The organism is Citrobacter sp. NCU1, assembly GCF_010231475.1.
Classification (GTDB): domain Bacteria; phylum Pseudomonadota; class Gammaproteobacteria; order Enterobacterales; family Enterobacteriaceae; genus Citrobacter_D.
Map to the genome: position 1 here is coordinate 278,573 of NZ_NRDO01000034.1, position 18,514 is coordinate 297,086.

Sequence of the window (18,514 nt, forward strand, 5' to 3'; positions counted from 1 at the left end):
TTTAACTTATCTTGGGATCGATACCGCAAGATGACTATCAGTAGCCGAAATTATGTGACCAAACGTAACGGGTGAAAATAATTTCTTGTCCTCATGATGAAGGGCATTAGACCATACGTATCGATTCAGCCACTTTTTTATGTTGCTTTTTTGTAAACGCATTAACACCCCACTAAAATCCTGCTATTCTGCCGATTGCGGTATCGGGCATTTACCCTACTAACTGCTGTCTCACAGGAGCGTGAAGAGAATCGCCCATATACAAAAGCGCCGCATTATGACAATGAGAGCGAGGAGAACCGTCGTGCTAGAAGAATACCGTAAGCACGTAGCTGAGCGTGCCGCCGAGGGGATTGTACCCAAGCCCCTGGATGCGACCCAAATGGCTGCGCTTGTCGAGCTGCTGAAAAACCCGCCTGCTGGCGAAGAAGAATTCCTGTTAGACCTGTTGATTAACCGTGTACCGCCGGGTGTTGACGAAGCTGCCTACGTCAAAGCCGGATTCCTTGCTGCTGTCGCCAAAGGCGAAGCGACTTCCCCTCTTGTGACCCCTGAAAAAGCCATTGAACTGCTGGGCACCATGCAGGGTGGCTACAACATTCATCCGCTGATCGACGCGCTCGACGACGCCAAACTGGCGCCGATCGCTGCCAAAGCGCTTTCCCACACCCTGCTGATGTTCGACAACTTCTACGACGTAGAAGAGAAAGCGAAAGCGGGTAACGCCTTTGCTAAGCAGGTGATTCAGTCCTGGGCCGATGCCGAGTGGTTCCTGAACCGCCCGCAGTTGGCTGAAAAAATCACCGTAACCGTCTTCAAAGTGACCGGTGAAACGAACACCGATGATCTCTCTCCGGCACCGGATGCGTGGTCCCGTCCTGATATTCCACTGCACGCGCTGGCGATGCTGAAAAACGCCCGTGAAGGGATCGAGCCGGATCAGCCGGGCGTGGTTGGTCCGATCAAACAGATCGAAGCCTTGCAACAGAAAGGTTATCCGTTGGCCTATGTTGGCGACGTTGTGGGAACCGGTTCTTCGCGTAAATCCGCAACTAACTCCGTACTGTGGTTCATGGGGGACGACATTCCTCATGTGCCGAACAAACGCGGCGGCGGTCTGTGCCTCGGTGGCAAAATTGCCCCTATCTTCTTTAATACCATGGAAGATGCAGGCGCACTGCCGATCGAAGTGGACGTCAATAACCTGAACATGGGTGACGTGATTGACGTTTACCCGTTCAAAGGCGAAGTGCGTAACCACGAAACCGGCGAGTTGCTGGCAAGTTTTGAACTGAAAACTGACGTGCTGATTGACGAAGTACGTGCCGGTGGTCGTATCCCGCTGATTATCGGTCGCGGCCTGACCACCAAAGCACGTGAGTCTCTCGGCCTGCCGCACAGCGATGTGTTCCGTCAGGCGAAAGACGTGGCGGAAAGCAACCGTGGCTTCTCGCTGGCGCAGAAAATGGTGGGTCGCGCCTGTGGCGTGAAAGGGATTCGTCCGGGCGCGTACTGCGAACCGAAGATGACCTCCGTGGGTTCCCAGGACACCACCGGCCCAATGACCCGTGATGAACTGAAAGACCTGGCGTGTCTGGGCTTCTCTGCTGACCTGGTCATGCAGTCTTTCTGTCACACTGCGGCGTATCCGAAGCCGGTTGACGTCACCACGCACCATACTCTGCCAGACTTCATCATGAACCGTGGTGGTGTTTCCCTGCGTCCGGGCGATGGCGTTATCCACTCCTGGCTGAACCGTATGCTGCTGCCGGATACCGTGGGTACCGGTGGTGACTCGCATACCCGTTTCCCGATTGGTATCTCCTTCCCGGCGGGCTCTGGTCTGGTGGCGTTTGCTGCTGCGACCGGCGTAATGCCGCTGGACATGCCGGAATCCGTGCTGGTGCGCTTTAAAGGCAAAATGCAGCCGGGCATCACCCTGCGCGACCTGGTTCACGCCATCCCGCTGTACGCCATCAAACAAGGTCTGCTGACCGTTGAGAAGAAAGGGAAGAAAAACATCTTCTCTGGTCGTATCCTGGAAATTGAAGGTCTGCCGGATCTGAAAGTAGAGCAGGCGTTCGAGCTGACGGATGCCTCCGCTGAGCGTTCCGCTGCCGGTTGTACCATCAAGCTGAACAAAGAGCCGATCGTTGAGTATCTCAGCTCTAACATCGTCCTGCTGAAGTGGATGATCGCGGAAGGTTACGGCGACCGTCGTACGCTGGAGCGTCGTGTGCAGGGCATGGAAAAATGGCTGGCGAACCCTGAGCTGCTGGAAGGCGACGCAGATGCAGAGTACGCGGCGGTGATCGACATCGATCTGGCCGATATCAAAGAGCCGATTCTGTGCGCGCCAAACGATCCGGACGACGCGCGTCTGCTCTCTGACGTGCAGGGCGAGAAGATTGACGAAGTGTTTATCGGTTCCTGCATGACTAATATCGGTCACTTCCGTGCGGCAGGTAAACTGCTGGATGCGCACAAAGGCCAGTTGCCGACGCGCCTGTGGGTGGCTCCGCCAACCCGTATGGACGCCGCGCAACTGACTGAAGAAGGCTACTACAGCGTCTTTGGTAAGAGCGGTGCGCGTATCGAAATCCCTGGCTGTTCACTGTGCATGGGTAACCAGGCGCGTGTGGCGGACGGTGCGACGGTGGTTTCTACTTCCACCCGTAACTTCCCGAACCGTCTGGGTACTGGCGCGAACGTCTTCCTGGCCTCTGCGGAGCTGGCTGCTGTTGCAGCACTGATCGGCAAACTGCCGACCCCGGAAGAGTATCAGACCTACGTGGCGCAGGTAGATAAAACCGCTGTCGACACTTACCGTTATCTGAACTTCGATAAGCTCTCTCAGTACACCGAGAAAGCGGACGGCGTGATTTTCCAGACCGCGGTATAAGGCGTTACGCGCTGTTAAAGGCCGGGTGAATTTACTACCGCCCGGCAATAGGCCTGGAAGCGCTCCGCTTACTGGTCAGTAAAACCCCACTTCTTTCGAAGCGGGGTTTTTTATTTGCATTCCTTCCACCTGGGGCGCTTTTTTTCTGCGACCAGGCTGCGATAATTACAGCATGGCGCAGTGCGAGATTGACGCATTGCCGGGAGCAGAGGAACACATTATGGATTACGAATTTCTGCGTGATGTTACCGGAGTCGTAAAGGTGCGGATGTCCATGGGCCACGAAGTGGTGGGGCACTGGTTTAATGAAGAAGTGAAAGAAAACCTGGCCTTGCTTGATGAAGTGGAACAGGCGGCGCATGCGGTGAAAGGCAGCGAACGTTCCTGGCAACGGGCAGGGCATGAATACACGCTCTGGATGGATGGCGAAGAGGTGATGGTTCGCGCCAATCAGCTTGAGTTTTCTGGCGACGAAATGGAAGAAGGGATGAGCTACTACGACGAAGAGAGTCTGTCACTTTGTGGCGTGGAGGATTTTCTACAGGTCGTTGCGGCATATCGTGAATTCGTCGGGCAACGCTAGTTAAGGAATACCTTATACAGCGGAGCCTCCGTGCTCCGCGACTACGCTTACACCGTAGGAATATTACGGCCGTAATAAATCTCGCGCATTTCCTTCCATAGCGCAGCGGTAATTTCTTTGCGCTCGGTATCTGTCAGATCTTCTGGTTTGGTGTGAAACATGTAGTGCTTAAGGTCGAACTCTTTAAGCAACATTTTGGTATGGAAGATATTTTCCTGATAAACGTTCACATCCACCATGTCATACAGCGACTTCATATCCTCGGACATAAAGTTCTGGATTGAATTAATCTCATGATCGATAAAGTGCTTCATGCCATTGATATCACGTGTAAAACCCCGTACACGATAATCAACAGTCACGATATCGGACTCAAGCTGGTGGATAAGGTAATTCAGCGCATTCAGCGGTGAGATTACGCCGCAGGTAGAAACTTCAATATCGGCGCGAAAAGTACACAATCCGCCCTCCGGGTGACTCTCCGGATAGGTGTGGACACAGATATGGCTTTTATCAAGATGAGCGACGACCGCTTCCGGCAAAGGGCCAGGATGTTCGGTTTTATCGATAAGTTTTGGGTCCATCGGCTCTTCGCTCACCAGAATGGTGACGCTGGCACCCTGTGGTTCGTAGTCCTGACGGGCAATGTTCAGGATGTTTGCGCCGATGATGGAACAGGTTTCTGAGAGAATTTCAGTCAGACGGTTGGCGTTGTAGAGTTCATCGATATAGGCGATGTAGCCGTCACGCTCTTCGGCGGTTTTGGCATAGCAGATATCGTAAATACAAAAACTCAGGCTTTTGGTCAGGTTATTAAAGCCATGCAGTTTCAGCTTTTTCAATTTTTATCACATCCTTAGATTCACTGCGCGGACAGTGCATCTTGCAAGTATTGGGGTAAGGCAAAGGCTGCCGTGTGAATTGCCGGATTGTAGTAACGGCATTTCAGACCAGAAGTGTGGAATCGGGCCTGAATAATCTCGGTCGAAAGATGACGCAGAGCTTCGTTATCGGTCGCCCAGGCAAAGGTCATGATTCCGCCATAGTAGGTCGGAATGGCGGCCTGATAGAAACCGACGTCACCAAAGTAGTGGCTGAGCTTACGATGGCTGTCGAGAGCTTCATCTTGTTGCAGGAAGCAGACGCCATTCTGGGCGACAAAAATCCCGCCAGGGTTCAGGCAGCGTTTGCAGCCTTCATAGAATGCCGAGGTGAACAGGCTTTCGCCGGGCCCAATAGGATCGGTGCAGTCGGAAATGATCACATCGAAGGTCTGGCGGGACTGATTCACGAAGTTGACCCCGTCGTCGATCACCAGTTTAAATCGTGGATCGTCGTAGCTGCCTGCGTTGTGGTTCGGCAAATACTGTCGGCAAAATGAGACCACGCCTGCATCGATCTCCACCATCGTAATGGTTTCAATGTTTTTGTGGCGGGTCACTTCACGCAGCATTGCCCCGTCGCCACCGCCGATGATCAGCACATGTTTAGCGTGACCGTGTGCCAGCAAAGGCACGTGGGTCATCATTTCGTGATAGATAAATTCATCGCGCTCGGTGGTTTGCACCACACCGTCCAGCGCCATCACGCGACCAAACGCGGCGTTCTCGAAAATGATCAAATCCTGATGGTCGGTTTTCTCATGATAGAGCACGTTATCCACGGCAAAGTACTGACCAAACTGGTCGTGTAGCGTTTCATGCCACGAGGGATTTTCGGCCATGGGTTGATACCTCCATTTGTTGACGCCCGTGAAAAAGGGCGCAACATCATAGCTAACAATGACCGGTGTTGCACGGTCATTACTTCAGCATTTTGGTATCGGGGAGTTTATTTGACGTAGGCCAACAGACTGAGGGAATCTCGTGCCAGCGCTTTGCATTTTTTTGCGACCGGGATACCAATTCCGCTGAGATCCCGATAGCTGTCTTCACCAAGGGATTTCATGTCAAAGGTGTCGTAATTACTGAGATCCCACTGGTTTTGCTGGGCAAAAAAGACCAGTGCGCGACGAATCTGCCCATTGGGTAAATTCTGGTATCCACAGTCATTTTTCAGAAATACAAAAACTGCCGTTAAATCGGCCATATCTTCGGCTTCGGACTCACTGAGCGCATAGCTGTTTGCACATACGGCCATCAGGCTGCCGAACAACACGGTTCTGAAAAACGTCTTCATTGCTTCTACCACTGCATCACGGAAATTAAACGTTAGCATACTGCGAGCGAGGCGACGACCTTTATTATTGCATTCGATGCTGTCTCTGACTTGACCTTCCTGTAGGGGGAGGGTCTATGCTCAAGTTTTAGGCTGAGTCCGGCCAGCTGAGAATAAGGAAGTGAAAATGCAACGTCGTGATTTCTTAAAATATTCTGTGGCACTTGGGGTCGCATCTGCATTGCCGCTGTGGAGCCGGAGTGTCTTTGCCGCCGGGCGCCCCGCGTTACCGATTCCCGATCTGCTAACCGCCGATGCACGCAATCAAATACAGTTGATCGTTAAAACCGGGCAATCGACCTTCGCGGGCAAGACGGCCACGACCTGGGGTTACAACGGTAATCTGCTGGGACCGGCGTTAAAACTGCACAGGGGTAAAGCCGTTACCGTCGACATTCATAATCAGCTCGCTGAAGAGACCACATTACACTGGCATGGCCTGGAAATTCCCGGTGAAGTGGACGGCGGTCCGCAAGGTGTTATTCCTGCCGGTGGCTCGCGCTCTGTCACGTTCACGCCTGAGCAGCGTGCCGCCACCTGCTGGTTTCATCCGCATCAGCATGGAAAAACGGGGCGCCAGGTTGCGATGGGGCTGGCGGGACTGGTGCTTATCGAAGATGAGGATATTCGTAAGCTGCTGCTCCCTACGCAGTGGGGTATTGATGATGTCCCGGTGATAATCCAGGACAAACAGTTTTCCGCTGACGGCCAGATTAATTACCAACTGGATGTGATGACCGCCGCAGTGGGGTGGTTTGGAGACACCCTGCTGACCAACGGGGCGATTTACCCTCAACACGCCGCGCCAAAAGGCTGGTTACGACTGCGTTTACTTAATGGCTGTAACGCGCGTTCGCTCAACATCGCCGCCAGCGATGGCCGCCCTCTGTATGTGATCGCCAGTGACGGCGGATTGCTGGCTGAGCCTGTCAAAGTGAATGAACTCCCCTTGTTGATGGGGGAGCGGTTTGAAGTGCTGGTGGATATCAGCGATGGTAAAGCGTTTGATTTGGTGACACTGCCGGTCAGCCAGATGGGGATGGCGGTTGCGCCTTTTGATCAACCGCATCCGGTCATGCACATCCAGCCGCTGGTGATAACGGCTTCCGGAACGTTGCCGGATACGTTAACCAACATGCCGGCATTACCGTCGCTTGATGGTCTGACGGTACGCAAGTTGCAGCTCTCCATGGACCCCATGCTCGACATGATGGGCATGCAAATGCTGATGCAAAAATACGGTGATCAAGCGATGGCCGGGATGGAGAGTGGGCATATGACGGGGCATATGGGCAATGGCAAAATGAATCACGGCAATATGAATCATGGCAGCATGGGACATATGAATCACGGCGGGCAATTTGATTTCCATAATGCCAACAAGATCAATGGTCAGGCCTTCGATATGAACAAGCCGATGTTTGCGGCGGCGAAAGGGCAGTACGAGCGGTGGGTCATCTCCGGCGAAGGCGATATGATGCTGCATCCGTTCCACATCCACGGCACTCAGTTCCGTATTTTGTCGGAAAACGGCAAAACACCGGCTGCGCATCGTACGGGATGGAAAGATACGGTACGCGTTGAAGGCGGCGTCAGTGAGGTGTTGGTCAAGTTTGATCATGATGCCCCGAAAGAGCATGCTTATATGGCGCACTGTCATCTGCTAGAGCACGAAGACACAGGAATGATGCTTGGATTTACCACTGCGTAAAACGTCGCGCCCGTGTGTTCAGGCGGGCGCGACGCCGAAAATTGCCCAACCTGATGCCTGAGGTTTTTTACCTCTGAGACGCTGTACAGAAAAAAGACCTGGCCTGTCATCATCCAGGTAGTAAAAGTAGCAAGCATTATCCATTCTCGCTTTACTACCTGGCGTTGCTATTATCGGTTTTTTTGAATAATTTCGTTTTTTATCTTCATAAAAAGAATTGAACCTGCCAGTACTAAAGTAATCAAATTGGGGATGATAACGGGGAGGGCGCCCGACAAAATTCCATAGAGCAACCATAAAGAAATGCCGAAAACAAAAACAGAGTACATCATCAACGAAATATCTTTTGTTGATTTTGTCTTTAGCACTAAAGCCACCTGAGGAATAAAGGAAATGGTAGTGCAACCGCCGCCAATAAAACCAATGATATTAATGTAGTCCATCTATAACTTCCGCAAATATATATGTATTGTTAATTTCTTGAAGCCATTTCATGTGTAGAACCTGGATTTCCACAACGCGTGATCAGGTTTTACTGCATTATAGTTATCATACCAATTTTATTTGAAGTATATACCTTTTGCGCTGTGTTTAAAGGGGGTCTTGAGATTGTGTGATCTTCAGCACTCCTTCTTGATGTCATACCAATTATTCTTTGTCGCGAAAATGTGTCGTACCAAATGTGTTTTTAGATAGTACATCTTTTTATTACCCAGACTATCAGATTGTATACATAATTTTTGTGAATAATACGTGTGAGGAGTTGGCATGACGGTTCGAGATGAACATATCATCGAAAGTAATAAAAGTATTAATATCAGACCTTTCGGGTTTAGAGATAAATTTGGTTATATGTGCGGTGACCTGGGTAACTGTTTTATTCTGGGTTTGGTAAACAGTTTCTTAATGATTTATTACACCAATGTGCTGGGTATTTCTGGCGTTATCGTTGGGTCGCTCTATTTTGTGACCAAACTCTTTGATGCGTTTGTCGATGTGGCCGTGGGGCGTTTATGCGATACCTCTAAGCTAACCGCCAAAGGGCGTTTTAACCCCTGGGTTAGTCGCATGAAGTATCCTTTTTGCGCCATTGCGGTATTGCTGTTCCTGCCATTTGTGAGTGAATTTTCATATACCGCGAAAATCATTTACATTTGCGGCTCCTATTTTGTCTACGGTGCGCTGTTATCGACAGTTAACATTCCTTATGGCGCAATGTCGGCGGCTATCAGCTCCAATCCGGACGACCGTGTTTCGCTCTCTACGTATCGTAGCATTGGGTCCGCTATCGGGGGCGGGGCGACCGGCTTCTTTATTCCTATCCTGATGTACACCACCCTTGTTGACGGTAGCCAGGTTATTTCCGGTGAGCGTTTCTTGTGGATTTCGATTGGATGTTCGGTGCTGGCTTTCATCTTCTTAACTCTGACGTGTCACTTGACGACGGAACGTGTGCGCGTTGAAACAAAAGAGAACGTGCCGGTTTCTGTTTTACTGAAGGGATTGTTACGCAATAAAGCGCTGATCGTTTTAGTTATTGTCGATCTGCTGATTGTGATTAACCAGGGACTCTCTGGTACCAACATGACCTATCTGTTTAATGACTACTTCCACAACAAAGAGGCGATGTCTGTCGCATTACTGTTTACCTTCGGTTCTCTGGTTCTGCTGGCGCCATCAGCGTCCTGGCTCACGAAGCGCTTTGGTAAAAAAGAAGCAAGCGTAGGCGCTCTGCTCTTTTCGGTAGGCATGTATCTGGTTATGTACTTCTGCCATATCACGGATGCGAAAACCTATCTGGTCTTCCTTTTCCTGGCGACCCTGGGCGCTGGGTTATTCAACCTGATGATTTGGGCATTCATGACGGATGTTTGTGATTATCACCAATATGTCACCGGCGACCGCGAGGATGGCACCGTATATGGTGTGAACTTCTTTGCCCGCAAAGTGGGTCAGGCGTGTGCGGGGGCAATTGGTGGTTTCATGTTGGCCATAATCGGTTATCAGTCCTCTTCAACGGGGGGCATCATCCAGAGCAGTGCGGTGCAGGAAAATATCTACGCGATGGCGAACCTTTTGCCTGCTGTATGCCTGTTTTTGGCTGCAATGACGTTGATTTACTTCTATCCATTGAACCGTAAACAAACGCTCGAAATGGAAAAAACGCTGAATAAATTAAATGGTATTAGCAAATAACCCCGAGAATGAGAGAAGGACTGAATTAATGCCTGTACAAATTGAAGTGAAAGATTTTGGTGCGATGGGTATCGGTGTTGTGAAAGACACTCTGGCGATTCAACGGGCTATTGATGCTGGTGCTGAACAGGGGCTCCCTGTCGTGATTTCACCAGGGGATTATCTGGTAGGTTCGCTCTTTCTGAAAGAAGGAAGCAAATTGCAATTCGCGCAAGGCGCTACCCTGCTGGGTTCCACCGATCTTTCTGACTATCCGGAGATCCCTACACGGGTTGCTGGCGTTGAGATGATGTGGCCTGCGGCGGTACTCAATGCCATCGATGTTAACAACATCGAGATCTCAGGGCCTGGCAAGATTGACGGTCAGGGCACGCACTGGTGGGATCTCTATTGCGGTCCGGATAAAGAGAGCGGACTGCGTGTTGATTACGACAAAAAAGGGCTGCGCTGGATTGCGGATTATCTCGTTAAACGCCCACGCGCCTGCCTGATTTACAAGGCAGAGAACGTTACGATCTCTGATTTGACCTTTGAGCGTGCCGGGTTCTGGAATTTACAGATAACCTATGCGCACCAGGTCCTGGTGAGTGATTTAACTATCCGCGATAACCACGGGCCAAGCACCGACGGCATCGACATTGATTCCTCCAGCCACGTACGCGTCACCCGGTGTGATGTGTCGTGCGGTGATGACTGTATTGTCGTCAAGTCGGGTCGTGACGGCGATGGTTATCGGGTTGGTAAGATTGCGGAACATATCGAAATCGACAACTGTCTTATTCGCTCAGGCTACGGCGTGACTCTGGGCAGTGAAGTCAGCGGCGGCATTCGAAATGTCTATGTCCATGACATCACCTTTGAGAACTCAGATTGCGGGCTGCGAATGAAGTCGTCGAAAGAGCGTGGCGGTTTCATGGAAGATGTGGTGGTGGAAAATTTGCAGATGCACAATGTGCAATTTCCATTTTCCTGGATTATGGATTGGCACAATTCCTACAACCGCAAACTCTTTAACAACATTGATGAACTGCCAGAAGACTGGCAGGCAGTAGCAAGGCAAATCCCGGAGCATTTACAGATGACCAAAGTGCGTAATATCCGCATTAGTCACGTTAATGCCACTCTGGATGCTGACTATGCTTTACCGGCTCGCGCATTCGACCTGGTCGCCTTTACTGAAAAACCGATGGAGAACATTAGCTTTAGCCACTGTCGGATTGAGGCCAGGGAGTTTGGACGTATTGTTGCTGTGAATGATTTGCGCTTTGATGACGTGGTCGTGTCTGTTGCCGGGGAAAATGACGGCGAGAACGATACGTTTGATAATCGCTAAAACGAAAAAGCAGCGTGGTGGCCCCACGCTGCTATTGTAAAAAATCAGCTGCTACCTTTCATCATCCGGCTGTGCCCAGGCGACAATCAGTCGCCTGTTTTTTGCAAAGATAGCCGAGATCATCATGCATTATTTTTTGCTATAACAATGCGTTAACTCAATTTTTTAATTTATACAGAGTTGATTCTTGGATTTAAGAGGCGCGATCCTAATTGCAAAATTAGACTTATTATCTGATGCCACGAACAAATACTTTTACTGGTATACTGCGTGCCTTGCGCTTCGATGCTGTGCAATTCCGTGAAGGCATTGGGTGATTTGTTTTTAAATCATATGGTTAGAGATATGAAACATACTGTAGAAGTCATGATCCCCGAAGCGGAGATCAAAGCACGTATTGCTGAACTGGGTCGTCAGATTACTGAGCGTTATAAAGACAGCGGCAGTGATATGGTGCTGGTGGGTCTGCTGCGCGGTTCATTTATGTTTATGGCGGACCTGTGCCGTGAAGTTCAGGTATCTCATGAAGTCGATTTTATGACCGCCTCCAGCTACGGTAGCGGCATGTCCACGACCCGCGATGTGAAAATTCTCAAAGACCTGGATGAAGATATTCGTGGCAAAGATGTGCTGATCGTCGAAGACATCATCGACTCCGGCAATACGTTGTCAAAAGTGCGTGAAATCCTGAGCCTGCGTGAGCCTAAATCACTGGCGATTTGTACGTTACTGGACAAACCCTCACGCCGTGAAGTGAATGTCCCGGTGGAGTTTATTGGTTTCTCTATTCCGGATGAATTCGTGGTGGGTTACGGCATCGACTATGCACAGCGTTATCGCCATCTGCCGTATGTAGGTAAAGTCGTACTGCTGGACGAGTAATCAGCGGGTGCGCCTGCTGGCGCACAACGTGAAGAACGACATTAACGTCGTTTTACATGCCGGGTAAGGCGAAACCGCCACCCGGCATTTTATTGAGAACTTACTTGTGGTTGATGTGCTTTTGTTTGAGATTGGAAATCCCCTGACGGTAACGCTGCTCAAGGGATTCGCGGCTGACGGCAGTGACATCAAGATCGCGCAACAGACCATCGTGAATGCCATACGCCCAACCGTGGATCGTCACTTTCTGACCGCGTTTCCAGGCGGACTGCATGATAGTGGAGTGACCCAGGTTATACACCTGTTCCATAACATTCAGTTCGCACAGGGTATCCATACGACGCTCCTGAGGCATTTCGCCCAGCAGGGAGCTATGCTTAAACCAAATATCGCGGATGTGCAGCAGCCAGTTGTCGATCAGCCCCAGTTCCGGGTTTTCAACAGCAGCCTGCACACCACCACAACCGTAGTGACCACAAATAATAATATGTTCAACTTCCAACACATCAACGGCATACTGCACGACAGAGAGGCAGTTGAGGTCGGTGTGGATGACCAGGTTGGCCACATTACGGTGAACAAATAATTCGCCCGGTTCAAGCCCGGTTAAACGTTCTGCAGGAACGCGACTGTCGGAACATCCAATCCATAGAAAGCGCGGCTTCTGCGCTTGCGCCAGTTTTTCAAAAAATCCGGAATCCTCTTCCACCAGCATTTTTGACCATAGTGCATTATTGCTGATCAGTGTATCTATGTCTTTCATGGAGGTTAACGACCTGTAACCAAATAAATGCGTTGGGCTAATATAGGTCAACTCTGGGATTATTTAAACCACATATAAAGTGTAGGAACGTAAGGTAAGTAAAAATTTATGACCATTGCACTGGAACTTCAACAGCTTAAAAAAACCTATCCCGGTGGTGTTCAGGCGTTGCGGGGAATAGATTTACAAGTCGAAGCGGGGGATTTTTATGCGCTTCTGGGGCCGAATGGGGCAGGAAAATCCACCACAATCGGCATTATCAGCTCGTTGGTAAATAAAACGTCCGGGCGCGTCAGCGTCTTCGGCTACGATCTGGCGAAAGATGTGGTCAATGCCAAACGCCAGTTGGGTTTGGTTCCGCAGGAATTTAACTTCAACCCGTTTGAAACCGTCCAGCAGATCGTGGTGAATCAGGCGGGATACTATGGCGTCGAACGAAAAGAAGCGATCACGCGCAGCGAAAAGTACTTAAAACAGCTTGATTTGTGGGAAAAACGCAACGAACGTGCGCGTATGTTATCGGGTGGGATGAAGCGGCGCCTGATGATCGCGCGTGCGCTTATGCATGAACCGAAACTGTTAATTCTTGATGAACCGACAGCGGGTGTTGATATCGAACTTCGCCGCTCAATGTGGGGTTTTTTGAAGGATTTAAACGATAAAGGCACCACGATCATTCTGACCACCCACTATCTGGAAGAGGCGGAAATGCTGTGCCGCAATATCGGGATTATTCAGCACGGAGAGCTGGTGGAAAACACCTCAATGAAAAACCTGCTTTCAAAGCTGAAATCAGAAACCTTCATTCTCGATCTGGCGGCAAAAAGTCCGCTGCCGAAGCTCGAAGGTTATCAGTATCGCCTGGTGGATACCGCCACGCTGGAAGTGGAAGTGCTGCGTGAACAGGGGATCAACAGCGTCTTCAGCCAGCTCAGCGAGCAGGGGATTCAGGTGCTGAGTATGCGCAATAAGGCGAACCGTCTGGAAGAGCTGTTTGTTTCACTGGTTCATGAAAAACAAGGAGATCGCGCATGATGCAGCTTTACTGGGTCGCGCTGAAAAGCATCTGGGCCAAAGAGATCCACCGCTTTATGCGCATCTGGGTACAAACGTTGGTTCCGCCCGTCATCACCATGACGCTCTACTTCATTATTTTTGGTAACTTGATCGGTTCGCGGATAGGTGAAATGCATGGTTTTAGCTACATGCAGTTTATTGTGCCGGGCCTTATTATGATGGCGGTGATTACCAACTCTTACGCCAACGTGGCGTCGTCGTTTTTTAGCGCTAAATTTCAGCGCAACATCGAAGAGTTGTTAGTCGCCCCGGTCCCGACGCATGTCATTATTGCCGGATTTGTTGGCGGTGGTGTGGCGCGCGGACTGTGTGTCGGTGTGCTGGTGACGGCAATTTCGTTGTTTTTTGTGCCATTTCAGGTTCATTCGTGGCTGTTCGTTGCGTTAACGCTGGCATTGACGTCGGTGCTGTTTTCGCTGGCCGGGTTATTGAATGCCGTTTTCGCAAAAACCTTTGATGATATCAGCCTGATCCCAACGTTTGTGCTGACGCCGCTGACCTATCTCGGCGGGGTATTTTACTCTTTGACGCTACTACCGCCGTTCTGGCAGGGGCTGTCGCATCTGAACCCCATCGTCTACATGATCAGTGGTTTCCGCTATGGCTTCCTCGGTATTCATGATGTTCCGTTAATCACGACGTTTGGCGTACTGGTGATCTTCACCGTCGCTTTCTACCTGCTGTGCTGGTATTTGATCCAGCGTGGACGTGGGCTACGTAGCTGATTTCACATTCCTCTCCCGTTTTGGGAGGGGAATCCTTTGACAGTTGTCACCATTACATATTGATTACCTTGATAAACTACTTCCCTGCTAAGGAGGTAGGCAATGTTAGGTTGGGTCATTACCTGTCATGATGGTCGTGCAGAGGAACTGCTGTATCGCCTGGAAAAGAAACACGGCCCTCAGGCGCAATGCCGTGCGGTGAATTACTGGTGTGGATTAAGCGCGAATATGTTGAGCCGCATGCTGTGTGACGCGTTGCATCAAGCGGACTCTGGCGAGGGGGTGATCTTTTTAACCGACGCGCCTGGCGCTGCGCCTTATCGCATTGCATCTTTATTGAGCCATAAACATTCTCAGTGCGAGGTGATTTCCGGCGTCACTTTGCCATTGTTGGAAAAAATGCTGTCGTCGCGAGAGGCGATAAGTAGCGTTGAGTTTCGCAATCAAATCGTTGCGCACGGCACGTCTGAGGTGACCAGTCTCTGGCATCAGCAGCAAAAAAATCCCCCTTTCGTATTGCTGCATGATTTGTATGAGTATTAGCCGTTGGTATTGAGGGCGGTTTTGTTACAATAGGCAGGGTGTTCACCTCCCGGCTACTCCTCATGATCAAACATGTTTTTTTTCTCCTGCTGCTGATTTCAATGGGGGCTGGTGCTGCGTTGCCTGCGCGTTATATGCAGACAACGGAAGATGCTGCCATCTGGGCGCAGGTTGGCAATAACATGGAGAACGTGGGAACGCTTCGTGCCGGGCAGATCATCTCTGTTGAACCCATTGCCGCAGATTATTATGAATTCAAATTTGGTTTCGGCACCGGGTTTATCGATAAAGGCCACCTTGAGCCGGTGCAGGGGCATCAGAAAGTGGAAGATGGTCTGGGCGCCCTTAATAAACCCCTCAGTAATCAGAATCTGGTCACCTGGAAAGATACGCCCGTCTATAATGCGCCGGATGCGGGAAGCGCGCCATTCGGCATACTCGTAGAAAATCTACGTTACCCCATTATTAGTAAGCTAAAAGGTCGGCTCAACCAAACCTGGTATCAGGTACGGATTGGCAATCGGCTTGCCTATATCAGCGCGCTGGACGCGCAGGAAGATCACGGTCTCCCTGTGCTCACCTACCACCATATTTTACGCGACGAAGAGAACACCCGTTTTCGCCATACCTCTACGACGACATCGGTGCGAGCTTTCAGTAACCAGATGACCTGGCTGAGGGACATGGGATATACCACGTTGACGATGTACCAACTGGAAGGGTATGTGCGCAATAAGATGAATCTTCCGGCGCGCGCGGTGGTGATTACCTTTGATGATGGACTGAAATCCGTCAGTCGCTATGCGTATCCGGTATTGAAACAGTACGGTTTTAAGGCGACCGCTTTTATTATTTCATCCCGAATTAAGGGGCATCCGCAAAAATGGGATCCCAAATCGCTGCAATTTATGAGTATTTCTGAATTGCAGGAGATCAGAAATACGTTTGATTTCCAGTCGCATACGCACTTTTTGCATCGGGTAGACGGTTATCGCCGCCCGATCCTGCTCAGCCGTAACTATCACAATGTTCTTATGGATTTTGCACGTTCGCGACGCGCACTGACGCAGTTTAACCCGCATGTGCTTTATCTCTCTTATCCATTCGGCGGTTATAACGCCACGGCGCTAAAAGCGGCAAACGATGCTGGATTCCATATGGCGGTCACGACGGTGAAAGGGAAGGTAAAGCCGGGGGATAATCCGTTCTTATTGAAACGCCTGTATATCTTAAGAACGGATTCGCTGGAGACCCTGTCGCGGCTGATCAGTAATCAGCCGCAGGGGTAATTCTGCTCAGGCAACTTGTACCGGGATTGCCTTCGCTGTGCGTTTCATTTCGTTGTCGCCTTCAAAGTAGGCCACTTTGGGCTGCCAGCGACGCGCTTCTTCGTCGGACATGGTCACGAAACTGGCGATAATCACAATATCACCCACACTGGCGCAGTGTGCCGCCGCACCGTTCACTGAGATAATTTTAGAACCGCGTTCAGCCGCAATGGCATAGGTTGAGAAACGCTTGCCGTTGGTGACGTTCCAGATATCAATGGCTTCGTTTTCAAGAATGCCCGCCGCGTCGAGAAAATCCTGGTCAATAGCGCAAGACCCTTCGTAATGCAGGTCCGCCTGAGTCACTTTCACGCGATGGAGTTTGCCCTGCAACATAGTGCGAATCATAACTTCTACCTTTCTACCATACCGATAACAAAGCTGATATTTATAACAGCTTCAGGAAATTCCAGGCAGTATTGCCCGATTTTTAACCCCTGTCTACTGGGGTAATTCGACGCTCTGGTTGTCGATCAGACGCGCCTGACCCAACCAGGCCGCAACAAGGATGACCGCACGCTTACTGGTGTCCGTTAATTCCAGCAGGGTGTCGGCATCACGGATCTGAATATCATCAGCGCGGAAGCCTTTTTCATTCAGTTCTTGTTCGGCAATGGCGATCATCTCTTCGCCGTCCCGATCTCCGGCCAGTAATTTCCCGGCAATACCCTTCATGACTTTGTGTAAACCTGGGGCGATTTTACGCTGTTCAGCCGTCAGGTAACCGTTACGGGAACTCAGGGCCAGGCCGTCTTTGGCCCGGATGATGGGTACGCCAACGATTTCAATGTCATAACCCATATCGGCAACCATTTTGCGGATGAGCGCCAGTTGCTGAAAATCCTTCTCGCCAAAACAGGCGACGTCGGGTTGCACCAGGTTGAATAACTTGCTGACGATAGTGGAAACGCCGCGGAAATGGCCTGGGCGGCTGGCCCCTTCCAGCATAGTGGAAAGACCCGGTACGTCGACGTAAGTCTGCCCTTCAGTACCCTGCGGGTAAATTTGGTCAGGCGCGGGAGCAAAGACCAGATCGACTTTGCGCTTGTTCAGCTTTTCGCAGTCTTCCTGCAGCGTACGGGGATAACGCACCAGATCGTCCGGACGGTCAAACTGCATCGGGTTAACGAAAATACTGACCACCACGACGTCGGCGCGCGTTTTGGCTTCGTCAACCAGTTTCATATGACCATCATGCAGGTTGCCCATGGTAGGTACCAGCGCAATACGCTTGCCTTCCTGACGCAGACGACGGATATGCTGGCGTAGCAGCGGCAGGGTTTCAATAATTAACACAACAGGACTCCTTTAGTGGCCTGATTATCCGTAGGCCTGATAAGCGCAGCGCCATCAGGCATCTCTGCACAAACGCCGGAGGGTGACGCGGCGCGTCTTATCCGGCCTACACGATCCAAACGTTGCTTAATGGAAACTGTGTTCTTCGCCCGGATAGACGCCGGACTCAACTTCGGCAATATACTGCCGCACTGCGGCGCGGATGTCGCCCGCTTCTGCCAGGAAATTTTTAGCAAATTTTGGAATATGCCCGCCGGTGATACCAAACGCGTCATGCATCACGAGGATCTGCCCGTCGGTAACGTTGCCTGCGCCAATGCCGATCACCGGAATGGAAAGCGCTTCAGTGACCCGCTTCGCCAGTTCGACCGGAACGCACTCCAGCACCAGCAATTGTGCGCCTGCGGCTTCGAGTGCCAGCGCGTCGTCGAACAGTGTCTGACCGGCATCGCCACGCCCCTGAATTTTATAACCACCGAAAATATTGACTGATTGTGGTGTTAAACCCAGATGTCCGCAAACCGGCACTGCGCGTTCTGTCAGCATTTTTACGGTATTCACCAGCCACGCGCCGCCCTCGATTTTGACCATGTTCGCGCCCGCGCGCATAACCACTGCCGCATTCTCAAACGCCTGTTCTGGCGTGGCGTAAGCCATAAACGGCAGGTCTGCCAGTAGCAGGCTGTTCGGTGCGCCCCGACGTACGGCGCGGGTGTGATAGGCAATGTCCTCAACGGTTACCGGCAGGGTGGAGTCGTGGCCCTGTACTGTCATGCCAAGTGAGTCGCCCACCAGCATCACGTTCAGCCCTTCATCGGCAAACAGTTTGGCGAAGCTGTAGTCGTAAGCGGTAATGGTGGCGAAGCGTTTTTTGTCTTGTTTGTATTTCTGCAGTAAGGAGATGGTGGTCGGTTTCATAACATTTCCGGAGAATGAAAGTATCATTATCCGGCATTCT

Annotated in this window: 18 protein-coding genes; 10 read left to right on the forward strand and 8 right to left on the reverse strand. The window is 50.9% G+C overall.

All coding sequences use genetic code 11. The features are described 5' to 3' along the window. The first annotated feature begins 304 nt into the window (after window positions 1-304). Both acnB and yacL read left to right on the forward strand, forming a co-directional pair. The gene (gene acnB / locus CJP72_RS11205; protein ID WP_162381061.1) at window positions 305-2,902 is read left to right on the forward strand and encodes a bifunctional aconitate hydratase 2/2-methylisocitrate dehydratase; all 2,598 of its coding nucleotides are present in this window, start codon (window positions 305-307) and stop codon (window positions 2,900-2,902) included. Window positions 2,903-3,122: 220 nt separating this feature from the next. After that, window positions 3,123-3,485: a protein YacL gene (gene yacL / locus CJP72_RS11210; RefSeq protein WP_193568679.1), complete on the forward strand. Its 363-nt coding sequence runs from the start codon at window positions 3,123-3,125 to the stop codon at window positions 3,483-3,485. A gap of 47 nt (window positions 3,486-3,532) precedes the next feature. Here yacL and speD read toward each other — a convergent pair whose 3' ends face one another. The 3 genes from speD to CJP72_RS11225 form a co-directional block, all read right to left on the reverse strand. Then, a complete protein-coding gene (speD, locus tag CJP72_RS11215; protein ID WP_162381065.1) occupies window positions 3,533-4,327 on the reverse strand; it encodes an adenosylmethionine decarboxylase in 795 nt (264 codons plus the stop codon). Between the two features lie 20 nt (window positions 4,328-4,347). After that, entirely contained in the window at window positions 4,348-5,208 is an 861-nt protein-coding gene (gene speE / locus CJP72_RS11220; RefSeq protein ID WP_162381067.1) for a polyamine aminopropyltransferase, read from the reverse strand. A gap of 107 nt (window positions 5,209-5,315) precedes the next feature. Further along, window positions 5,316-5,663, reverse strand: a complete 348-nt coding sequence (locus CJP72_RS11225) for a YacC family pilotin-like protein (protein WP_000846617.1) — start codon at window positions 5,661-5,663, stop codon at window positions 5,316-5,318. A gap of 166 nt (window positions 5,664-5,829) precedes the next feature. Between CJP72_RS11225 and cueO the strand changes: the two genes are divergently transcribed. After that, window positions 5,830-7,413, forward strand: coding sequence for a multicopper oxidase CueO (gene cueO, locus CJP72_RS11230; RefSeq protein WP_162381069.1), 1,584 nt, complete (start codon window positions 5,830-5,832; stop codon window positions 7,411-7,413). Between the two features lie 170 nt (window positions 7,414-7,583). Here the strand turns inward: cueO and CJP72_RS11235 are convergent, their stop codons facing one another. Next, on the reverse strand, window positions 7,584-7,856 hold the full coding sequence (locus CJP72_RS11235; RefSeq protein ID WP_162381078.1) for a SemiSWEET transporter: 273 nt from the start codon (window positions 7,854-7,856) through the stop codon (window positions 7,584-7,586). Window positions 7,857-8,181: 325 nt separating this feature from the next. Here CJP72_RS11235 and CJP72_RS11240 point away from each other — a divergent pair, with 325 nt between their 5' ends. The 3 genes from CJP72_RS11240 (at window position 8,182) to hpt (ending at window position 11,824) form a co-directional block, all read left to right on the forward strand. Continuing rightward, window positions 8,182-9,609, forward strand: a complete 1,428-nt coding sequence (locus CJP72_RS11240; RefSeq protein WP_162381080.1) for an MFS transporter — start codon at window positions 8,182-8,184, stop codon at window positions 9,607-9,609. Window positions 9,610-9,637: 28 nt separating this feature from the next. Continuing rightward, on the forward strand, window positions 9,638-10,942 hold the full coding sequence (locus CJP72_RS11245) for a glycoside hydrolase family 28 protein (protein WP_162381082.1): 1,305 nt from the start codon (window positions 9,638-9,640) through the stop codon (window positions 10,940-10,942). Window positions 10,943-11,287: 345 nt separating this feature from the next. Continuing rightward, window positions 11,288-11,824 carry a hypoxanthine phosphoribosyltransferase gene (gene hpt, locus CJP72_RS11250; RefSeq protein WP_042997896.1) on the forward strand — a complete coding sequence of 179 codons (537 nt, stop codon included), beginning with the start codon at window positions 11,288-11,290 and terminating at the stop codon, window positions 11,822-11,824. Between the two features lie 100 nt (window positions 11,825-11,924). Here hpt and can read toward each other — a convergent pair whose 3' ends face one another. Continuing rightward, a complete protein-coding gene (can, locus tag CJP72_RS11255) occupies window positions 11,925-12,587 on the reverse strand; it encodes a carbonate dehydratase (RefSeq protein ID WP_162381084.1) in 663 nt (220 codons plus the stop codon). A 108-nt stretch (window positions 12,588-12,695) separates the two neighbouring features. On the opposite strand from can, the gene CJP72_RS11260 reads away from it, so the two are divergent. The 4 genes from CJP72_RS11260 (at window position 12,696) to CJP72_RS11275 (ending at window position 16,221) form a co-directional block, all read left to right on the forward strand. Then, window positions 12,696-13,622 carry an ABC transporter ATP-binding protein gene (locus tag CJP72_RS11260; RefSeq protein ID WP_162381086.1) on the forward strand — a complete coding sequence of 309 codons (927 nt, stop codon included), beginning with the start codon at window positions 12,696-12,698 and terminating at the stop codon, window positions 13,620-13,622. Beyond that, window positions 13,619-14,389, forward strand: coding sequence for an ABC transporter permease (locus CJP72_RS11265; RefSeq protein WP_162381088.1), 771 nt, complete (start codon window positions 13,619-13,621; stop codon window positions 14,387-14,389). The genes CJP72_RS11260 and CJP72_RS11265 overlap by 4 nt, the downstream gene beginning before the upstream one ends. A gap of 102 nt (window positions 14,390-14,491) precedes the next feature. Then, the gene (locus CJP72_RS11270) at window positions 14,492-14,932 is read left to right on the forward strand and encodes a PTS sugar transporter subunit IIA (RefSeq protein WP_162381090.1); all 441 of its coding nucleotides are present in this window, start codon (window positions 14,492-14,494) and stop codon (window positions 14,930-14,932) included. Between the two features lie 62 nt (window positions 14,933-14,994). Next, the gene (locus tag CJP72_RS11275; protein WP_162381092.1) at window positions 14,995-16,221 is read left to right on the forward strand and encodes a polysaccharide deacetylase family protein; all 1,227 of its coding nucleotides are present in this window, start codon (window positions 14,995-14,997) and stop codon (window positions 16,219-16,221) included. Between the two features lie 6 nt (window positions 16,222-16,227). On the opposite strand, the gene panD is transcribed toward CJP72_RS11275, so the two are convergent. The 3 genes from panD to panB form a co-directional block, all read right to left on the reverse strand. After that, window positions 16,228-16,608 carry an aspartate 1-decarboxylase gene (gene panD / locus CJP72_RS11280; protein WP_162381094.1) on the reverse strand — a complete coding sequence of 127 codons (381 nt, stop codon included), beginning with the start codon at window positions 16,606-16,608 and terminating at the stop codon, window positions 16,228-16,230. A gap of 93 nt (window positions 16,609-16,701) precedes the next feature. Beyond that, on the reverse strand, window positions 16,702-17,556 hold the full coding sequence (panC, locus tag CJP72_RS11285) for a pantoate--beta-alanine ligase (RefSeq protein WP_162381096.1): 855 nt from the start codon (window positions 17,554-17,556) through the stop codon (window positions 16,702-16,704). A gap of 126 nt (window positions 17,557-17,682) precedes the next feature. Then, window positions 17,683-18,474, reverse strand: coding sequence for a 3-methyl-2-oxobutanoate hydroxymethyltransferase (panB, locus tag CJP72_RS11290; protein WP_162381097.1), 792 nt, complete (start codon window positions 18,472-18,474; stop codon window positions 17,683-17,685). Window positions 18,475-18,514 lie beyond the last annotated feature (40 nt).

Excerpts from the sequence above, each read along its gene's own strand:
- CJP72_RS11270 (WP_162381090.1), top strand. The coding sequence starts at position 14,492 with ATGTTAGGTTGGGTCATTACCTGTCATGATGGTCGTGCAGAGGAACTG.
- panD (WP_162381094.1), bottom strand. The coding sequence starts at position 16,608 with ATGATTCGCACTATGTTGCAGGGCAAACTCCATCGCGTGAAAGTGACT.
- speE (WP_162381067.1), bottom strand. The coding sequence starts at position 5,208 with ATGGCCGAAAATCCCTCGTGGCATGAAACGCTACACGACCAGTTTGGT.
- yacL (WP_193568679.1), top strand. The coding sequence starts at position 3,123 with ATGGATTACGAATTTCTGCGTGATGTTACCGGAGTCGTAAAGGTGCGG.
- CJP72_RS11265 (WP_162381088.1), top strand. The coding sequence starts at position 13,619 with ATGATGCAGCTTTACTGGGTCGCGCTGAAAAGCATCTGGGCCAAAGAG.
- cueO (WP_162381069.1), top strand. The coding sequence starts at position 5,830 with ATGCAACGTCGTGATTTCTTAAAATATTCTGTGGCACTTGGGGTCGCA.
- CJP72_RS11225 (WP_000846617.1), bottom strand. The coding sequence starts at position 5,663 with ATGAAGACGTTTTTCAGAACCGTGTTGTTCGGCAGCCTGATGGCCGTA.
- CJP72_RS11260 (WP_162381086.1), top strand. The coding sequence starts at position 12,696 with ATGACCATTGCACTGGAACTTCAACAGCTTAAAAAAACCTATCCCGGT.
- can (WP_162381084.1), bottom strand. The coding sequence starts at position 12,587 with ATGAAAGACATAGATACACTGATCAGCAATAATGCACTATGGTCAAAA.
- CJP72_RS11240 (WP_162381080.1), top strand. The coding sequence starts at position 8,182 with ATGACGGTTCGAGATGAACATATCATCGAAAGTAATAAAAGTATTAAT.
- hpt (WP_042997896.1), top strand. The coding sequence starts at position 11,288 with ATGAAACATACTGTAGAAGTCATGATCCCCGAAGCGGAGATCAAAGCA.
- CJP72_RS11235 (WP_162381078.1), bottom strand. The coding sequence starts at position 7,856 with ATGGACTACATTAATATCATTGGTTTTATTGGCGGCGGTTGCACTACC.
- panB (WP_162381097.1), bottom strand. The coding sequence starts at position 18,474 with ATGAAACCGACCACCATCTCCTTACTGCAGAAATACAAACAAGACAAA.
- CJP72_RS11275 (WP_162381092.1), top strand. The coding sequence starts at position 14,995 with ATGATCAAACATGTTTTTTTTCTCCTGCTGCTGATTTCAATGGGGGCT.
- CJP72_RS11245 (WP_162381082.1), top strand. The coding sequence starts at position 9,638 with ATGCCTGTACAAATTGAAGTGAAAGATTTTGGTGCGATGGGTATCGGT.